General features: G+C 69.1%; 15 protein-coding genes. 9 read left to right on the top strand and 6 right to left on the bottom strand.

Annotated features, from left to right (window positions below):
* The first annotated feature begins 130 nt into the window (after positions 1-130).
* The 4 genes from NOW55_RS14750 (at position 131) to NOW55_RS14765 (ending at position 4,207) form a co-directional block, all read left to right on the top strand.
* Positions 131-1,414, top strand: coding sequence for a helix-turn-helix transcriptional regulator (locus tag NOW55_RS14750; protein ID WP_256400875.1), 1,284 nt, complete (start codon positions 131-133; stop codon positions 1,412-1,414).
* 84 nt (positions 1,415-1,498) lie between these two features.
* The gene (locus NOW55_RS14755) at positions 1,499-2,296 is read left to right on the top strand and encodes an electron transfer flavoprotein subunit beta/FixA family protein (RefSeq protein WP_256400876.1); all 798 of its coding nucleotides are present in this window, start codon (positions 1,499-1,501) and stop codon (positions 2,294-2,296) included.
* On the top strand, positions 2,293-3,249 hold the full coding sequence (locus tag NOW55_RS14760) for an electron transfer flavoprotein subunit alpha/FixB family protein (protein ID WP_256400877.1): 957 nt from the start codon (positions 2,293-2,295) through the stop codon (positions 3,247-3,249). Before NOW55_RS14755 ends, NOW55_RS14760 begins: the two co-directional genes overlap by 4 nt.
* Before the next feature lie 115 nt (positions 3,250-3,364).
* A complete protein-coding gene (locus NOW55_RS14765; RefSeq protein WP_256400878.1) occupies positions 3,365-4,207 on the top strand; it encodes a polyprenyl synthetase family protein in 843 nt (280 codons plus the stop codon).
* 5 nt (positions 4,208-4,212) lie between these two features.
* On the opposite strand, the gene NOW55_RS14770 is transcribed toward NOW55_RS14765, so the two are convergent.
* The gene (locus NOW55_RS14770) at positions 4,213-5,298 is read right to left on the bottom strand and encodes a DUF373 family protein (RefSeq protein ID WP_256400879.1); all 1,086 of its coding nucleotides are present in this window, start codon (positions 5,296-5,298) and stop codon (positions 4,213-4,215) included.
* 186 nt (positions 5,299-5,484) lie between these two features.
* Between NOW55_RS14770 and NOW55_RS14775 the strand changes: the two genes are divergently transcribed.
* On the top strand, positions 5,485-6,102 hold the full coding sequence (locus NOW55_RS14775) for a DUF7504 family protein (RefSeq protein ID WP_256400880.1): 618 nt from the start codon (positions 5,485-5,487) through the stop codon (positions 6,100-6,102).
* A gap of 6 nt (positions 6,103-6,108) precedes the next feature.
* On the opposite strand, the gene NOW55_RS14780 is transcribed toward NOW55_RS14775, so the two are convergent.
* Positions 6,109-6,501, bottom strand: a complete 393-nt coding sequence (locus tag NOW55_RS14780; RefSeq protein WP_256400881.1) for a DUF7522 family protein — start codon at positions 6,499-6,501, stop codon at positions 6,109-6,111.
* A 131-nt stretch (positions 6,502-6,632) separates the two neighbouring features.
* Between NOW55_RS14780 and serB the strand changes: the two genes are divergently transcribed.
* Positions 6,633-7,268, top strand: a complete 636-nt coding sequence (gene serB / locus NOW55_RS14785; RefSeq protein WP_256400882.1) for a phosphoserine phosphatase SerB — start codon at positions 6,633-6,635, stop codon at positions 7,266-7,268.
* Positions 7,269-7,306: 38 nt separating this feature from the next.
* Here serB and NOW55_RS14790 read toward each other — a convergent pair whose 3' ends face one another.
* The 4 genes from NOW55_RS14790 to NOW55_RS14805 form a co-directional block, all read right to left on the bottom strand.
* Positions 7,307-8,608, bottom strand: a complete 1,302-nt coding sequence (locus NOW55_RS14790) for an O-acetylhomoserine aminocarboxypropyltransferase/cysteine synthase family protein (RefSeq protein WP_256400883.1) — start codon at positions 8,606-8,608, stop codon at positions 7,307-7,309.
* A gap of 428 nt (positions 8,609-9,036) precedes the next feature.
* Positions 9,037-10,323 carry a homoserine O-acetyltransferase MetX gene (gene metX, locus NOW55_RS14795; protein WP_256400884.1) on the bottom strand — a complete coding sequence of 429 codons (1,287 nt, stop codon included), beginning with the start codon at positions 10,321-10,323 and terminating at the stop codon, positions 9,037-9,039.
* On the bottom strand, positions 10,320-11,666 hold the full coding sequence (locus NOW55_RS14800; RefSeq protein ID WP_256400885.1) for an O-acetylhomoserine aminocarboxypropyltransferase/cysteine synthase family protein: 1,347 nt from the start codon (positions 11,664-11,666) through the stop codon (positions 10,320-10,322). Before NOW55_RS14800 ends, metX begins: the two co-directional genes overlap by 4 nt.
* 378 nt (positions 11,667-12,044) lie before the next feature.
* Entirely contained in the window at positions 12,045-13,496 is a 1,452-nt protein-coding gene (locus NOW55_RS14805) for an aldehyde dehydrogenase family protein (protein ID WP_256400886.1), read from the bottom strand.
* Between the two features lie 207 nt (positions 13,497-13,703).
* On the opposite strand from NOW55_RS14805, the gene NOW55_RS14810 reads away from it, so the two are divergent.
* From NOW55_RS14810 to NOW55_RS14820, 3 genes are all read left to right on the top strand, one after another.
* Entirely contained in the window at positions 13,704-14,615 is a 912-nt protein-coding gene (locus NOW55_RS14810; protein WP_256400887.1) for an MBL fold metallo-hydrolase, read from the top strand.
* A 75-nt stretch (positions 14,616-14,690) separates the two neighbouring features.
* Complete coding sequence (locus tag NOW55_RS14815) at positions 14,691-16,640, top strand: AMP-dependent synthetase/ligase (RefSeq protein ID WP_256400888.1); 1,950 nt, start codon at positions 14,691-14,693, stop codon at positions 16,638-16,640.
* 119 nt (positions 16,641-16,759) lie between these two features.
* A complete protein-coding gene (locus tag NOW55_RS14820; protein ID WP_256400889.1) occupies positions 16,760-18,742 on the top strand; it encodes an AMP-dependent synthetase/ligase in 1,983 nt (660 codons plus the stop codon).
* The last annotated feature ends 39 nt before the right edge of the window (positions 18,743-18,781 follow it).

The raw sequence follows: 18,781 nt of genomic DNA on the forward strand, positions 1-18,781 counted from the left end.
TCGACCTGGCTGCTGAGTGGACACTCTTCCGACAACGAGGGGGGAGAACCGATGAGACGTTTCATAACGCCGTCTGACGTTTTATCAGGATGGAAAGCGTTTTTTCCTATGAGCCTCCACGTGCAGTCGTATGCGGTCACTCTCCGCGTTCGCTGTCGCCCTCCTCGCGCTCTCGCTCGTCGCCGCACCGGTGGTCGGCGTGGCGAGCAGCGGCACCGCACCGGCCGCCGAGCAGAGCGACCGGTCGACCGTGCAGACGAGCGACTCCCTCCCGTTCGAGGAGGCGAGCCCCCACACGGTCTTCGAGGTGAACGTGACGGCCTCGGGGGACGCTCGCTGGTCCATCACCTACCGGTACGTGCTGAACTCGTCGAACGAGACCGAGGCGTTCCAGCGCTTCGGGGACGACGTCTCGGCGGGCACCGCGGACGTGGGGTTCTCACCGCAGGTGTTCCAGCGGTTCGCCGAGCAGGGCGAGAGCTGGACCGACCGCGAGATGACCATCGAGGCCGCCGGGTGGGAGGACGTCCAGATTCGGGAACGGATGACTCAGCCGGGGACGGCCACCACGACGACTGCGGCGACGAACGGCACGGAGAACGAGACGACGACCTACATCGGTGAGCTGACCTACTCGTTCGTCTGGACGGGCTTCGCGTCGGTCGAGGGGAACACCATCGTCGTCGGTGACGCGTTCGGGACCGATAACGAGACGTGGTTCAACCGGCTGTACGACGACCAGCGGTTCGTCCTGAACAGCCCGACGAACTACGGCATCCGCGACTCGCCCGACGACAAGGGCCCGGACAACGGAACGCTGGTGTGGGACGGTCCGGTGACGTTCGAGCCGGGCTATCTGGAGACGACGTACTTCGAGCTCGCACCGCCGAACACGACCACGCCGACCGACCCGAACCCCGAGGACGAGGGCCTGTCGCCGTTCGTGCTCGTCGGGCTCGTCGGCGTGCTCGTCGTCACCGCGGCCGGTGGCGCGTACATGTTCGCGAAGCGCCAGTCGGGAGCGCCGCCCGGTGCCGGCCCGGAGCCGACACCGAACGGCGGCCGCGGGCCGACGAGCGACGGGGGTGCCACCGGTGCGGTCCCGGACGAGGAGGAGGCTGCCGGGGCGGCCGAGGGTGTGGCGGCCGGTGCGGCCGACGAGCCGCCGGAAGCGGACGAGATCGACGAGGAGCTGCTCTCCGACGAGGAGCGCGTGCTCCGGCTGCTCGACGGCAACGGCGGGCGGATGAAGCAGGCCAACATCGTCAAGGAGACGGGCTGGTCGAACGCGAAGGTGTCCCAGCTGCTGTCCGGAATGGCCGACGACGAGGAGATACGGAAGCTCCGCATCGGCCGCGAGAACCTCATCACGCTCCCCGGTGAGAGCCTCGGCGAGTTCGACGACGAGCCCTGAGCTGTCTCGCGGGCGCAGAAACGGTTCTCGGCGGACGGGCGGTTTCGTAACCATTTACGTAGGGGGCAGCGTTAGCCTCTGACGATGAAAGTTCTCGTTACCGTCAAGGAGGTGGCCGCCGTCGAGGACGAGTTCCAGATCGCGGGCACGTCCATCGACGAGACGTACCTCGAATACGACCTCAACGAGTGGGACGACTACGCCGTCGAGGAGGCCGTCCAGCTCCAGGAGGCCGGCATCGCGGACGAAGTCGTCGCCGTGACCATCGGCCCGGAGCGGGCCGAGGAGACAATCCGGATGGCGCTCGCGAAGGGTGCGGACCGCGCGGTCCGTATCTGGGACGACGCACTGGAGGGTTCGGACCTGCTCGACGTGGGCGCGAAGACCGCCATCCTCGAGAAGGTCGTCGAGGAGGAGGACCCGGACCTCGTCCTCTCCGGCGTGCAGGCCGACGACGACGGCTTCGGCGCGACCGGCGTCTCGCTGGCCGACGCGCTCGGCTTCGAGTGGGCCGCGGTCGTGAACCACCTCGACCAGGACTCCGTCGAGTCCGGCACCGCGTCGGTACGCCGCGAGCTGGAGGGCGGCGTCGAGGAGCTCACCGACATCGAGCTCCCGGCCGTCCTGACCATCCAGACGGGTATCAACGAGCCGCGCTACGCCAGCCTCCGCGGCATCCGGCAGGCACAGCGCAAGGAGATCGCACCGAAGACGCTCGGCGACCTCGGCCTCGACGCCGCGGCCGTCGAGAACGAACTCACACTGACCGACATGTACGAACCCGAGACGGAGAGCGACGCCACGTACTTCGAGGGCGGCCCGGAGGAGGCGGCGGCACAGCTTGCTACCCTGCTCCGCGACAAGGGGGTGGGTGCGCAATGACGGACGTCCTGGCCATCGCCGACCACCGGCGCGGCGAGCTCCGCGACGTGTCGTTCGAACTCGTGACCGCGGGCCGCGAGCTGGCGAACGAGACCGGCGGCGACCTCCACGTCGCCGTCATCTCCGGCGACGTCGAGGGCTTCGGCGACCAGCTCCAGCTCGACGGCGTCGACACGGTCCACACCGTCGAGAACGGCGAGGAGTTCAACCACGACGTGTACGCACAGGTCGTCACGCAGCTGTTCGAGGCGGTCGATCCGCAGTTCCTCGTCATGCCGAACTCGGTCAACGGCCTGGACTACGCGCCGGCCGTCGCGAACCGGCTCGGCCTCGCGTACGTCAGCGACGTGGTCGACGTCGGGATCGACGGGTCGACGCTGACCGCGACCCGCGAGATGTACAGCGGGAAGGTCGAGACGACGACCGCGGTCGAGGCCGAGCAGGTCGCGGTCTCCATCCGCGGTGCCGAGTGGCCCGCGACCGACGAGACGGGCGACGCGACCGTCGAGGCGTTCGAGGCCGACGTCGACGAGTCCGCCGTGCGCTCGACGGTCACCGGCTTCGAGGAGGTCGGCGGCGGCGACGTCGACATCAGCGAGGCGGACGTGCTCGTCTCCATCGGCCGCGGTATCGAGGAGGAGGAGAACCTCGACCTCGTGCGCGACCTCGCGGACGCGCTCGACGCGACGCTCTCGTCCTCGCGGCCCATCGTCGACGCCGGCTGGCTGCCGAAGAACCGGCAGGTCGGGCAGAGCGGGAAGGTCGTCACGCCCGACGTCTACATCGCCATCGGCATCTCCGGGGCGGTCCAGCACGTCGCCGGCATGAAGGGCAGCGACACCATCGTCGCGATCAACACGGACCCGAACGCGCCCATCTACGACATCGCGGACTACGGCATCGTCGACGACCTGTTCGACGTCGTCCCCGCGCTCATCGAGGAGTTCGAGTGACCACCGTACCGGACGCTTCGAGCGCCTGAGGGCTGGAACCCGCCGCTTCGCAGCAATGATTGCTGGTTGGCGTGTTCCGTCACCTACTTTTCGTGGCGTTCCTAACGCTCTCGCGATGGAGTTCCTGAAGCGTCGGCGCGAGCTGGTCGACGACCGGCTCGTCGAGGTGTTGGACGCCGTCGAGCAGCCGGAGCTCGCCGACGAGCTGCGGCACGTCTCGCTCTCGGGGGGCAAGCGGGTTCGACCGACGGTGACGGTGCTGGCCTGCGAGACCGCGGGCGGGTACCCGGAGGACGCCGTCGACTTCGGGGTCGGTATCGAACTGGTCCACAACGCATCGCTGGTCGTCGACGACATCATCGACCAGTCCGAGGTCCGTCGAGGCACGACCGCGGCGTGGACCGAGTACGGCTACGGGCCGGCGATCATCGCCTCCGACGGCCTGCTCGGCGAGGCGTTCGCGCTGTTCTCGTCGGACCCGCAGGCGATGCAGATCGTCTCCGAGGCGATGGTCGAACTCGGCGAGGGCGAGGCGACGGAGCTCGCCGCCCAGCCGACGAACGAGCGGGAGTACATGGAGCTGGCCCGCCGGAAGACGGGTGCGCTGTTCCGCGCGGCCGCCGAACTCGGCGCGGTCGCGGCCGACGCCGACGCCTACACGGTCGAGGCGCTCGGGGAGTACGCCGAGCGCGTCGGCGTCGCCTTCCAGATCCGCGACGACGTGCTCGACGCGACCGCCGACGCCGACGACCTCGGCAAGCCCACCGGACAGGACGCCGAGATGGACCGTCCGTCGGTCGTGCAGGTGACGGACCTCACGCCCGAGGCCGCGAACGAGCGCGCGAAGGCGGAGGCGAACGCCGCACTCGACGCGCTGTCGACGGTCGAGTCGGGCAACACCGACGCCCGCGAGTACCTCGAGGACCTCGCGCGGTTCGTCGTCGTCCGCGAGCGGTAACCCTTCTACCCGGCCTCGACGCGCTCCGAGAAGTGTGTCTCCGCGATGGCGAAGGCGAGCGTGCTCGCCAGCCCCAGCAGGGTCCCACCGAGGAGCACCGCCGCCATGCTCGACAGCACCATGAACTGGAGGAAGTAGGCGGCGACGGCGTGCAGCACCGCCCCCATCGCGACGACGTAGAAGGGCGCGTTCAGGTAGCGCCACTCCAGCGTGCCGGCGATGTACTCGTCCGTGATCTGCCCGAGGCTGGTCGTGACACCGGCTGCGGCGAACCAGCGCACGGACCCGAACGTGAGCGCGGCGAGCACCTCCGTCGCGGTGAGCGCGGTCGAGCTCGCGACCTGCACCGTCTCCAGCTGTTCGACGCCGGAGACGCCGCCGACGACGAGCAGCGCCGCGGCGACGACGTAGGAGATGAGCGTCATCCGGCCAGCGTACAGCCCGCGCCGGGCACGGTCGACGGCCCCGTCGAGGCGTTCGCCGAGTCCGAGCCCCCGCGAGATGAGGTAGAGGCCGAGCAGCGCCGAGGAGAGCCCCAGCATCGAGCCGGGGAGGTTCAGCAGGTCGCCCAGCAGCGCGAGCGGGTAGATGAGCACGATGATGCCGAGGGGGACGAGGATGGTCCCCCTGGTCTCGGGGTCGTTCAGCACCTGTTTGATGGTGTAGTACATGGACTCCAGGTCCTGTGCCTGCCGGACGACCACCCGACGCACGCCGTCGACCTTCACCCGCGAGCGGATGACTGGGATGACGGACTCGTCCTGCGCACCGTCGGTGACGATGAGCGCGGTGACCTCCTCGCTGGTCGACAGCCCGGCGAGCACCTCGTCGACCTCCTCGCCGACCTGTCTGTTCGCGCTCACGTCGCCGCGCTCGTTGCCCGCGACCGCCGCGACCTCGACGGACTCGGCGGCCAGCTCGTCGACGAGGTGGACGCCCTGGAACAGGACGTTGACGTCGCTGTCCTCCGGGTCGACCGTGGCGAGCTTCACCGCCGCCTCTTCGACGGCGTCACGGCCGACGACCGGCGTGCGCACGTCGGTCTTGCGACCCACGTCGTCGTCGAGGTCGACGCACAGCACGAGCAGCATCGTCTTCCCGTTGGCCGCTACCGGTCAAGTGTTTTTGGTTCCGTGTGAGTCTGTCTCGATATCCACGGCGATCCCGTGACTGTGCCGACCAGTGTCTCGCCCGATCACCGGCCCCCGATTCCCGGTTCGCCGCTGCCTCTTTTGGCTGTGCATTGAAAAGGGAGGCCGTCGTACGCAGTCCAGAGCATGCACGCGACGATTGGGTCGGACCTCGATACGATCCCGGCGGGGACGAACGTGCTGGTCGCGGGGCCGCCGCTGGCGGGCAAGCGCCAGCTACTGTACGAACTGCTCGGCGGCGACACGACGGACGGGACGGTGTTCGTCTCGACGCGCAAGCGGGCGTCGGTCGTCGAGCGCGAGTACCGACAGGTCGCCCCGGAACCGTCGCTGCGGGTCGTCGACTGCGTGAGCCGCCAGATCAGCCCCGCTCGGGAGACTGGATACCACCGCTTCGTCTCCGACCCGGGTGACATGACCGGCATCGGCATCCGAACGTCGGAGTTCATGCGCCAGCTCCAGGCGTCGTGCGAGAGCGTCGGAGTGGGAATGCACACGCTGTCGACGATGCTGATGTACGCGGACCTCCGTCGGGTGTACCAGTTCCTCCACGTGCTGACGGGACGGGTCCAGACCGGCGACTTCCGGGGTGGGTTCGTCCTCGAAGACGTGGGCGACCTGGAGTCGTATTCGGTGCTCAGACAGCCGTTCGACGGGCTGGTCGAGGTGCGCGACACCGACGCTGGACGGGAGGTGCGAGTCCGGGGGCTGGACATCGGGCCCCGAACGTGGACGCCGCTGTAGCCGGGGCTACAGCTCGTCGTTCTCCAGGCTCTCGAGCGTCCGCTCGACCGTCTCGCTGTCGGTCCGGTCGGCGACGACGATCACACCAGACCAGTCCTCGTCGGGGAAGGAGGCGACGACGACGGCGTCGTAGAAGCGCAGCGTCGCGTCGAGCTCGCCGAAGTCGAACAGCGAGCCGTCGCTCGGCGGGTCGCCCAGGCCCTTCATCATCAGCGTCTGTATCCGTCGCTCGAACTCCTCGTCGGTGAACTGTGCGCGGACGTCGTCGCGGACGTGCAGCAGGTCGTACGACTCGCCCTCGTAGCGGAAGGCGACCCGCACGTCGTCGCCATGGAGGTCGACCTCCGAGAGGTACTCGCGCAACTCGGAGTCAGCAACGGCGTCGAGGTCGTCGGTCATGGACGACCGTTCGCCGGGCCGACACATAAAGGGTGTGCGCAACGGGGGCGGTGTCCGTCGAACGGTACGCCGGCAGGCCAGCACTGCGGGAACCTGAAGGGGTTTACCGTCCCGGCCAGAACGGAGAGCCAATGACGCTGGTCGCGTTCGACTTCGACGGGACGCTCTCGGACTCGGAGATGACGGTGCTGCTCGGCCGCCGCTACGGCGTGGCGGAGCAGATGGAAGAGATAACCGAGCGGGCGATGAACGACGAGATCGGCTACGCCGAGAGCCTGCGCCGGCGCGCGGCGCTCCTCGACGGGCTTCCGAACGAGGACGCACAGGCCGCCTTCGAGGAGGTGCGCCTGCGACCCGGCGCGGCCGACCTCATCCACGCACTGAACGAGGCCGGCGTGACGACGGCTATCTTCACCGGCGGGTTCCAGCGCGGCGTCGAGGCCGCACTGGAGCGTGAGGGTGTCACCGTCGACGCCATCGTCTCGAACCGGCTCCCCGTCGCTGACGGCGCGCTGACGGGGGAGGTCGAGGGCCCGCTCGTCGAGGGGACGAAGGACGACGCGCTCGAGTCCCACGCCGCCGAGCTGGACATCGATATGGCGGACACCGTCGCGGTCGGCGACGGCGCGAACGACCTGCCGATGCTGGAGGTCGCCGGGCTCGCGGTCGGGTTCGACCCGAAACCCGCCGTGGAGCCGGCCTGCGACGAGACGGTGACGACGATGGCCGAGCTGCGCGAGCTGCTGGAAGCGCGCGGCGTGCTCTGAGTCGGGGAACCGCGAACCGCGAAAACGGATCTTCGTCCTCAGTTCGTCGCCCGGTCGATGGCCTGGTCGAGGTCCGCGACGATGTCCGCGACGCCCTCGGTCCCCACGGAGAGGCGGACCATGTCTGGCGTGACGCCCGCCGCGAGCTGCTCCTCCTCGGTGAGCTGCTGGTGGGTGGTGCTCGCGGGGTGGATGACGAGCGTCTTCGCGTCGCCGACGTTCGCGAGCAGGCTCGCCAGCTCGGTCGACTCGACGGTCGACTGTGCGGCGTCGTAGCCCTGCGCCAGCCCGAACGTGATCATGCCGCCGTAGCCGCCCTCTAAGTACTCGCTGGCGGCCTCGTGGGTCTCGTGGTCCTCGAGGCCGGGGTAGTTCACCCACGACACCTCGGGGTGGTCGGCGAGGTGTTCGGCGACGACCTGGGCGTTCTCGCAGTGGCGCTGCATCCGCATCGGCAGCGACTCGATGCCCTGGATGGTCTGCCAGGCGTCGAACGGCGACTGCTGGTTGCCGAGGTCGCGCAGTCCGCGGGCGATGGCGGCGTAGGTGAACGCGGCCTCGCCAAAGCGCTCGGCGAAGTTGACGCCGTGATACGCCGGGTTCTCCTGGGCGATCTCCGGGTAGTCCTCGGCGTACTCCTCCCACGGGAACGAGCCGCCGTCGACGAGGACCCCGCCGACGGTGGTGCCCGAGCCGTGGAGCCACTTCGTCGTCGACTCCCAGACGAGGTCCGCGCCGTGCTCCAGGGGGCGGCAGAGGTACGGTGTCGCGAACGTGTTGTCCACGAACAGCGGGACGCCGTGGTCGTGCGCGATGTCGGCGAGCCGCTCGATGTCCGGCGTCACGAGCGCCGGGTTCCCGATAGTCTCGAAGTGGACGTACGCCGTGTCGTCGTCGATGGCCTCAGCGTAGGCGTCGTAGTCCAGCGTGTCCACGAACCGGGCCTCCACACCATTGCGCGGTGCGGTGTGCGTGAAGTACGTGTACGTCCCGCCGTAGAGCGACGACGCCGTGACGATGTTGTCGCCCGCGTCGGCGAGCAGGAACGTCGCCAGGTTCAGCGCACCCATGCCGGACGCGGTGGCGACCGCACCGACCCCACCCTCCAGCGCGGCGATGCGCTCCTGGAGCGTCGAGACGGTCGGGTTCATCAGCCGCGAGTAGATGTGCCCCGGCTTCTCCAGCGCGAACTGCGCGGCGGCATCGTCGGCGTCGTCGAACACGTACGACGTCGTCTGGTAGATGGGCGGTGCCCGTGCGCCCGTCGTCGGGTCCGGTTCCTGTCCCGCGTGCAGCGAGTGCGTCGCGAACTGTCGCTCGTCGGAGTCCTCGTCTGTCATGGGCGTTCGTAGGGTCGGCGGGGGTAGTAACGCGGTGGTAGCGGCCGGAATTGACGCTATGAGTGACGCTAGTTCGTAGTGGCGGATGCGCTGTCCACAGGCCGGTTTCCGCGACTCCGAACCGCTAGGAAGCCCCGCCAAACGTTTGAACAGGCCCCATCACGAACAGTCAGAAAGCCCCGAGGTTCTCGGCTCTCGCGACTCGCTGCGGTCCTCGTCCCTGCGGTCCTTGCTTCGTCGACGTTCGCCGAGAACCTCGCCCCTTTCAGTCCCGCCCGACAGCACCGCAACCGCACCTCAAACCTCCCCAACCTCCTGCGCTTCTCGCTCCGCTGCGATGCTCGTCCCTCGCACGCAACAGGCTCGCGGCCTCACTTCGTTCGGCACGCTCGCCAGCGCGCGCCACCCAGCTGTGAAGATCTCGACCCTCAGTCCCCGAACAGGCTCGTGTGGACGGGGGCGAACTCGTCGCCGTCGTCGGTCGATTCGACGGTGTCGGTGACGGCCTGGCCGGCGACGCCGTCGGCGATGAAGTCCGAGAGGGGTGGCCCGACGCGCTCTGGTTCGACGAGGAAGGCGTCGTGCCCGTGGTCGGAGTCGACGACGTGGTGGGCGACGGGCACGTCGGCTTCCCGTGCAGCCTCGGCGAGTCCCTCCGACTGTTCGACGGTGAAGTGCCAGTCGCCGGTGAACGAGAGGCAGAGCAACTCGCCGTCGAACGCGCCGAGGGCGGCGGCGTCGGACTCGTAGCCGGCGGCGGCGTCGTACTCGTCCATCGCGCGGACGAGGTAGAGGTACGCGTTGGCGTCGAACCGCTCGACGAACCGTTCGGCGTTGTAGTCGAGGTACGACTCCACGTCCCGGTACGGGAAGAACGAGGCGGCGGGGTCGGGCGACTCGCGGCCGTGGCCGCGGCCGGCGGACCGGCGGCCGAACTTGCCGTCCATGGAGTCCTTCGAGAGGTACATGATGTGGCCGATGCGGCGGGCCTGCGCGAGGCCGTCGTCCGGGTCGGGGTGGTCGTCGCCGTAGTAGTCGCCGCCGTTCCAGTTCGGGTCGGTGGTGATGGCGCGGCGCGCGACCGTATCGAGGCCGAGGCACTGCGCGTCGAGGCGAGGCGCGGCGGCGACGACGGCGACGCGGTCCACGTCGTCGGGGTAGCGCACCGCCCAGTCGAGCGCGTTCATGCCGCCGACGCTGCCGCCGACGACCGCCCGGAGCCGACCGACGCCGAGGTGGTCGAGCAGGCGGCGCTGGGCGCGGGTCCAGTCCGCGACGGTGACCGGCGGGAAGTCGGTGCCCCAGGGCTCGCCGTCGGGGCCCTCGGTCGCCGGCCCGGAGGAGCCGTAGCAGGAGCCGGGGACGTTCGCGCAGACGACGAACTGCCCGGTGGTGTCGATGGCCTTGCCGGGACCGACCACGTCGCCCCACCAGGCGCGGGCCTGGCCGGCGGTCGTGGTGGCGTCGTCCCCGACATCGCCGTCGCCGCCGTCGCCGCCGTCGCCGCCGTTCCCGCCGTCGCCGCGCTCGGGCCGCCGGGCGACGTGCTGGCTGCCGGTGAGCGCGTGACAGACGAGCACCGCGTTGCCAGCGTGGCGGTCGCCGTCGGCGGGCTCGTACTCGCCGTAGGTCTCGTAGGCGATCCGGAGGTTCTCGACGGACTCGCCGCAGGCGAACGTGAACTCGCCGAGGTCGGCGACGCCGCGCTCGTTCATCGGGAGCCCTCCGCGTCGTCGCCGGTTGCGTCCGCGCCGTCCGTTCCGGCCGCGCCGTCGCCCGCGCCGTCGGTCGCCGCCGCGATGGCCTGCTCCACGTCGGCGAGCAGGTCCGTCGGGTCCTCGATGCCGACCGAAAAGCGCAGGAGGTCCGGCGTGACGCCGGCGTCGCGCTGCTCGGCCTCCGAGAGCTGTGCGTGAGTCGTGCTCGCCGGATGGATGACCAGCGACCTCGCGTCGCCGACGTTGGCGAGGAACGACGTGACCTCGACGGCCTCGCAGAAGCGCTTCCCGCCGGTATAGCCGTTCTCCAGCCCGAACGTGAGCATCCCCCCGTAGTCGGCGAGGTAGCGGCTCGCGTTCTCGTGGGTCGGGTGCGAGTCGAGACCGGGGTGGGAGACCCACGCCACGTCGTCGTGGTCGTCGAGGTACTCCGCGAGGACGAGGGCGTTCTCGCAGTGGCGGTCCATCCGCAAGGGGAGCGTCTCGATGCCCTGCAGGGTCTGCCACGCGTCGAACGGCGACTGCTGGTTGCCGAGCGCGCGCAGCGACCTGTACTGCACGGCCTTCGCCAGCGGCGCGTCGAACCGCTCGGAGAAGTCGACGCCGTCGTAGCCCGGGCTCTCGCCGGCGAGTTCGTCGTAGCCGCCGGCCGCCCAGTCGAAGTCGCCGCCGTCCACGACGACGCCACCGACCGTCGTGCCCGAGCCGTGGAGCCACTTCGTCGTGGACTCCCAGACCACGTCGGCCCCGTGCTCCAGGGGGCGGCAGAGGTGCGGCGTGGCGAACGTGTTGTCGACGACGAGGGGCGCGTCGTGGGCGTGGGCGAGTTCGGCGACGCGCTCGAAGTCCGGCGTCACCAGCGACGGGTTGCCGACCGTCTCGACGTGGACGTACGCGGTGTCGTCGTCGATGGCCTCGGCGTAGGCCTCGGCGTCGAGCGTCTCGACGAATCTGGCCTCGATGCCCCGCCGGGGTGCGATGTTCGAGAGGTACGAGGTCGTCCCGCCGTAGGTGTCCGTCGAGCAGACGACGGTGTCGCCGGCCTCGGCGAGCACGAGCGTCAGCGCGTCGAGCGCGGCCATCCCGCTGGCGGTCGCGGTCGCACCGGCCGCGTCGTGGAGGGACGCGAGTCGTTCCTCGAGGCGGTCGACCGTCGGGTTGGAGATGCGCGAGTAGACGTGGTCGTCGCGGTCGAGCGCGTAGCGGGCGGCGGCGTCGTCGGCGTCCGGGAACGTGTACGAGGTTGTCTGGTAGATGGGGGGCGCACGGGCCCCTGTCGCCGGGTCCGGCTCCCCGCCCGCGTGGAGCGCGCGGGTGTCGAAGCTGGCGTCGTCGTTCATGTACGTGGTGCATATTCCTACAAACGTGTATAACCGTCAGTTACGGCAATATTGGGTGGGACCGCCGATGTGCAGACGTCCCTCACGCCGGGCGCACTCGAAGCCGGGGGCTGGCCATCGGGAGGTTCCTCGTGGAAGAAGGCACGGAAAGAGAGCGTCAGATGGTGGTGGATTCAGCAGGCAGTCCGGGTCGGTCGGGAGTCCGACCCGGATGGGTGCAGGGGCCGAGTCGGTCCGGTCGAACGAACATGCAGATAGGCGCGGGTGTCTCGGCCCACTCCGTGTCTTCACCGCAGGAACAAATAGAGGGGCCCGCCGATTCCGAGCGACTGAGAATCGGCGTGTCCCCTTCAAACAGGGGTCGCGTGACCGCCGGTCTCAGTACAGGTTGACGTTGACGTTCTTGACCTGCGTGTACTCCTGGATGGCCTCCTCGCCCTGCTCGCGGCCGTAGCCGGACTCCTTGTAACCGCCGAACGGCGTCTGCGGGAAGGTGACCGGGTACTCGTTGATGGAGACCATGCCGTACTCCAGGCGCTCGGCGACGCGGTGTGCGCGCTTGATGTCGTTCGTCCAGATGCCGGACATCAGCCCGTACGGCGAGTCGTTGGCGACCTCGATGGCCTCCGCCTCGTCGCCGACCTCGATGACCGACAGCACCGGCCCGAATATCTCCTCGCGGGCGACGGTCATGTCGTTGGTCACGTCGGTCAGGACGGTCGGCTCGACGAAGTGGCCGACGTCCTTGTCGTCGGGGACGCCGCCACCGGCCGCGACGGTCGCGCCCTCCTCGACGCCCTGCTCGATGTACGAGAGGACCTCGTCCTGCTGGCTGGCGGAGACCTGCGGGCCCATCCGGCCGTCGTCGTCGATGCCGGAGCCGAGCGGCATCGCCTCGGCCATCTCACAGACCATCTCGACCAGCTCGTCGTGGACGTCCTCGTGGACGACCAGGCGCGAGCCGGCCCAGCACATCTGGCCGCAGTTCATGAAGATGCCGTTGCGGACGCCCTTCGACGTGGCGTCGAGGTCGGCGTCCGGGAAGACGAGGTGCGGGCCCTTCCCGCCGAGTTCGAGCGTGACGCCGGTGACGTGCTCGCTCGCGGTCTCCATGACGTGCTTGCCGATGGACGTCGACCCGGTGAAGGCGACGTGCTCGACGCCCTCGTGGCTGGCGAGCGCGTCGCCGGCCGTGCTCCCGCGACCCGGCAGCACGTTGAACACGCCGTCGGGCAGGCCGGCCTCCTCGGCGGCCTTCGCGTAGTAGAGCGCCGACAGCGGCGTCTCGCTGGACGGCTTCAGGATGGCCGTGTTGCCGGCGGCCAGCGCGGGCGCGAGCGAGCGACCCGCGAGCTGGAACGGGTAGTTCCACGGGCTGATGTGGGCGGTGACGCCCAGCGGCTCGCGACGGGTGTAGTTCAGGCGCGGGCCGTCGACCGGGATGGTGTCGCCCTGTATCTTGTCCGTCCAGCCGGCGTAGTACCGGAACGTGTCGACGACCATGCTGATGTCGATGGACGCCTCGAACGGCGTCTTGCCGTTGTCGTGGGACTCGACCAGACCGATCTCCTCGTCCATCGCCTCGATGGCGTCGGCCATCGCGTGCAGGTGCTGGCCGCGCTCGCTCGGACCCATGCGGCTCCACTCGCTGTCGTGCGCCGACGCCACCTCGGCGGCCTCGACCGCGCGGTCCACGTCCTCGGGGCCAGCCGCGGCCACCTCGGCGTACAGCTCCTCGGTCGCCGGATCGTGCGTTTCGAGCGTCTCGCCGGACGCCGCATCTGTCCACTCGCCGCCGATGTACAGCTGTGTCGGGCCGTCGTATGCCATAGACGGTGGTTCGGCGTCGGGCGGATTAGTAGTACCGGAGCGTGGCAAGCCGCGCCGGAACCCCCGTCCACCGGCCGGACCGAGCGCCGGGATTCCCGTGACACCCGTCCGACCGCGGACTGAGACCCGGGGACCGCGTCCGCCCGCGTGGGCCCGTCCCACCATGCACGAGACACACTTTTCACGTCCCGGACCGCGTCACCACGTATGACAGCAGGCGACGTGAACGAAGTCACGACGGGCGAGTGTTCGGACCTCCACTACGTCGACACCGGCATGTACGGCACCGCGGAGTACGGCGCGGTGTACGTCCTCGACGCCGAGGAGGTCGCGCTCGTGGACACCGGTATCGGGACCCACCACGACCGCATCCTCGACGCGCTGGACGAGCTCGACATCGCGCCCGAGGCGGTCGAACACCTGGTCGTCACGCACGTCCACCTCGACCACGCGGGCGGGGCTGGCTTCCTCGCCGACGCATGCGAGAACGCGACGGTGTGGGTCCACGAGCGCGGTGCGCGACACCTCGCGGACCCGTCGCGACTCTGGGAGGGGACGAAGGCCGCGGTCGGCGACCAGATCGAGTGGTACACCGAGCCGGAGCCGGTGCCCGAGGGGCGCATCGAGACGCTCGCCGACGGCGACACCATCGACCTCGGCGACCGCGAGTTGCAAGCAGCGCACGCGCCGGGACACGCACCGCACCAGCACGTGTTCCACGACCCCGCGAACGATGCCGTGTTCACGGCCGACGCGGCGGGCATCTACGTCCCGAGCCTCGACGTGGTGCGGGAGACGACGCCGCCGCCACAGTTCGACCTGGAGCAGGCGCTCGCGGACGTCGAGACCATCCGGTCGTTCGAGCCGTCGACGCTGCTGTACCCGCACTTCGGGCCCGCCGAGACCGACGACCGGCTCACCGAGTACGAGGCACGGCTGGAGTCGTGGGTCGCGACCGTGGCGGACAAGCGCGACGAGCTCCCGGACGACGAGACCGTCGTCGAGCACTTCGCGGAGACGACGGAGATGCACGAGGTCTGGGGCGAGCGGAAGGCCCGCGGCGAGACGGCGATGAACGTCCGGGGCGTGCTCCGCTACCTCGACAGCCGGGACGACTGAGCCGGTCGCGCCGTCGGGGAGAAACTGACCGAAAGTTCAGGTGTTTTTATCCCCCCTGCAGTACAGGGGTGTGGTATGAACTGGCAGGAGGCGGAGCGAGAGTACACCGACGAGGTGACAGGTGAGACGAACCTCGCCCGGATGTTCGAGGACAGTGCCGAACGGCACGCGGACCGCCCGGCGCAGATGTTCAAGGGCGGGGTCTACGACCGCTCGCTGACAGAGACGGTCATCCCGGCGGCCCCGGACGGCGAGTACCGCGCCATCAGCTACGACGACATGCGGACCATCGTCCGCCACCTGGCCGCCGGCTTCCGCGACCTCGGCGTCGGCGCGGGCGACCGCGTGGGCATCTTCTCGAACACGCGGATGGAGTGGGCCCAGTGCGACTTCGGCCTGCTCTCCGCCGGCGCTGTCGTGACGACGGTGTACTCGGGCTCGTCGTCCCGGCAGGTGCGCTACCTGCTCGACGACCCGAACGCGTCCGCCGTCGTCGTCGAGAACGCGGACGCGCTGTCGCACGTCCTGGAGGTCGAGGAGGACCTCGACCTCGAGTTCATCGTCTCGATGGACCGCCTCGAGGGCCACAACGAGCGCGAGGACATCCACACGCTCGCCGAGGTCCACGACCGGGGTGCGGAGCTGTTCGACCGAGACGAGTACGAGTCGTGGGTCGACTCGCGCGAGTGGGACGACCTGGCGAGCCTCATCTACACCTCCGGCACGACCGGCCAGCCGAAGGGCGTCCAGCTCACCCACGGTAACTTCCGGGCGAACGTCAACCAGATCAGAAAGCGGTACGGCCCGCGCCCGGACAAGGGCGACCTCCCGGTCATCGACGAACACACCCGGACGGTGTCGTACCTGCCACTGGCGCACGTCTTCGAGCGGCTGGCCGGGCACTTCGAGATGTTCGCCGCCGGTGCCTGCGTCGGCTACGCGGAGAGCCCCGACACGCTGCGTGACGACTTCGCGGCCGTCCAGCCGAACGCCGCGACGAGCGTCCCGCGGGTCTACGAGAAGATCTACGACGCCATCCGCGAGCAGGCCGAGACCTCGGACCTCCGCTCGCGCATCTTCGAGTGGGCGACCGACGTGGGCGTGGAGTACCACGAGACCGAGAACCCGGGCGTCGCGCTCCGGGCGAAGGCCAGACTCGCGGACAAACTCGTCTTCCAGAAGGTGCGCGAGGCACTGGGAGGCAACGTGGACTTCCTCATCAGCGGCGGTGGTTCGCTCTCGCCGGAGCTCTGCGCGCTCTACCACGCGATGGGGCTGCCCATCATGGAGGGCTACGGGCTCACCGAGACCGCGCCCGTCGTCGCCGTGAACCCGCCGGAGGAGCCGAAGATCGGCACCATCGGACCGCCGGTGGTCGACGAGGACATCTACATCGACGAGACGATCGTCGAGCAGGAGACGTTCGCGGACGACCCCGGCCAGGTCGGCGAGCTGCTCGTCGACGGGCCGAACGTCACCGAGGGCTACTGGGAGAAGCCGGGAGAGACCACCCAGGCCTTCACCGAGATCGACGGCAAGCGCTGGTTCCGGACCGGCGACATCGTCCACCTGCGCCCCGACGGCTACATCGAGTTCCGCGAGCGCTCGAAGCAGATACTCGTCCTCTCGACGGGCAAGAACGTCGCACCGGCACCCATCGAGGACGCCTTCGCCGCCTCGCCGGTCGTCGAGCAGTGCATGGTCGTCGGCGACGGCGAGAAGTTCGTCGGCGCGCTGCTCGTGCCGAACCTCGAACGGCTCCGCGACGAGGCGACCGAGAACGGCACCGAGCTGCCCGACGACGACGAGGAGGCCGTCGAGCACGAGTACGTCCGCGAACGGGTTCAGGAGGAGGTGGACCGCATCAACCCGCAGTTCGAGACGTACGAGCAGATCAAGCGGTTCCGGCTGGTCACCGAAGAGTTCACCGAGGAGAACGACCTGCTGACGCCGACGATGAAGAAGAAGCGCCGGAACATCACCGACGTGCACGACGAGCTCATCGACGAGATATACGCGGAGTGACGCCGGGGCGCGTGGCCCCTCACCCTGGCAGCACAGGCTGAAGGCTCCGCTTGAACGGCTGGAAACTGGTGAAACTGCCATAACCTTTTATCATACACCGGTCGTGCTAGCGTCCAGTCATGGATTGGCGGGAGGCAGAACAACAGTTCTCTGACGACGTGACAGGCATGAACACCCTGGCACGAATGTTCCACGACAGCGCGGACCGACACCCGGACCGACCGGCACAGAAGTACAAAGGAGGTGTGTACGACCGGAGCCTCGCCTCGGTCGGGGCCGTGGACGAGGCACCGAGCGACGACTACGCGACGCTCAGCTACGGCGAGATGCAGGAGATCATCCAGCACCTCGCGGCGGGGTTCCGTGCGCTCGGCGTCGGCGCGGGCGACCGGGTGGGGCTGTTCGCCGACACGCGGATGGAGTGGGCCCAGTGCGACTTCGGCCTGCTCTCCGCGGGCGCGGTCGTGACGACGGTGTATGAGTCGTCCTCGCCGGCACAGGTGCGCTACCTGCTCGACGACCCCGGCGCGACGGGTGTCGTCGTCGAGAACCAGGAGCTGCTCGACCGCGTGCTCGAGGTCTCGGACTCCCTGTCCATCCGTTTCATCGTCTGCATGGACGACCTCCCCGCCGACTACGACGACGAGGAGGGCGTCTACACGCTCGGCGAGGTGTACGAGGAGGGTCGCAAGCGGTTCGACCGTGACACCTTCGAGACGTGGCTCGACGAGACCGACGTCGAGGACCTCGCGAGCCTCGTCTACACGTCCGGAACGACCGGCCAGCCGAAGGGGGTGCGCCTGACCCACCGCAACTTCCGGTCGAACGTCAACCAGATGTACCGCCGGTACGGCCCGCGCCCGGAGAAATCCAGTTCGTTCCCGACCATCGACGAGCACACCCGGACGGTGTCGTACCTGCCGCTGGCGCACGTCTTCGAGCGCGCCGCCGGGCACTTCCTCATCTTCGCGGCCGGCGGCTGCGTCGGCTACGCCGAGAGCGTCGACACGCTGAAGGAGGACTTCCAGGTCGTCGAGCCGAACACCGCGACCAGCGTCCCGCGGGTGTACGAGAAGATCTACGACGCCATCCGCGAGCAGGCCTCGGAGAGCGGCTTCAAGGAGCGGGTCTTCAACTGGGCGACCGGCGTCAGCCGCGAGTACTACCGCTCCGACCGGCCCGGGGCGCTGCTGAAGGCTCGCTACTGGCTCGCGGACAAACTCGTCTTCAGCGACGTGCGCGAGGCGCTCGGCGGCAACGTCGACTACCTCATCAGCGGCGGTGGCACGCTCTCGGACGAGCTCTGTACCCTCTACCACGGGATGGGGCTGCCCATCTACGAGGGCTACGGGCTCACCGAGGCGTCGCCCGTCGTGACGAGCAACCCGCCGGAGGAGGTCAAGATCGGCACCATCGGCCCCGCGTACCACGACATCGACGTGCGCATCGACACCTCCGTCGTCCCCGAGGGGGAGGCGACGGACACGATGGGCAAGCTCGGCGAGCTGCTCATCCGCGGGCCGAACGTGACCGACGGCTACTGGAACAAGCCCGAGGAGACCGAGGCCGCGTTCACCGAGGACGGCTTCTTCAAGACCGGCGACATCGTCCACAAGCGCCCGGACGACTACCTCGTGTTCCGCGAGCGCTCGAAGCAGATACTCGTCCTCTCGACCGGGAAGAACGTCGCGCCGGCACCCATCGAGGACGCGTTCGTCTCCAGCCGGGTCGTCGAGCAGTGCATGGTGATGGGCGACGGGGAGAAGTTCGTCTCCGCGCTCATCGTGCCGAACTTCGAGGGGCTGCGCGAGCGGGCGGCGGCGGAGGGGGTCGACCTGCCCGACGACGACCACGCAGTCTGTGACGCCGACTGGGCGCACGAGGTCGTCGAGCAGGAGGTCGCCGCGGTCAACGAACGCTTCGAGAAGCACGAACAGATCAAGGAGTTCCGGCTGGCCGAGGAGGAGTTCACCGAGGAGAACGACATGATGACGCCGACGATGAAGAAGAAGCGCCGGAACATCAAGGACCGCTACGACCGCCTCGTCGAGGAGATCTACGGCGAGGACGAGCGAGCCGAGCCGGCAGAGGCCGACGACTGAGTGGCCGGCTCGCGGACGACCGTTTTCCACCATCGTCGC

The organism is Haloarchaeobius litoreus, assembly GCF_024495425.1.
In the GTDB taxonomy this organism is placed as follows: Archaea; Halobacteriota; Halobacteria; order Halobacteriales; family Natrialbaceae; genus Haloarchaeobius; species Haloarchaeobius litoreus.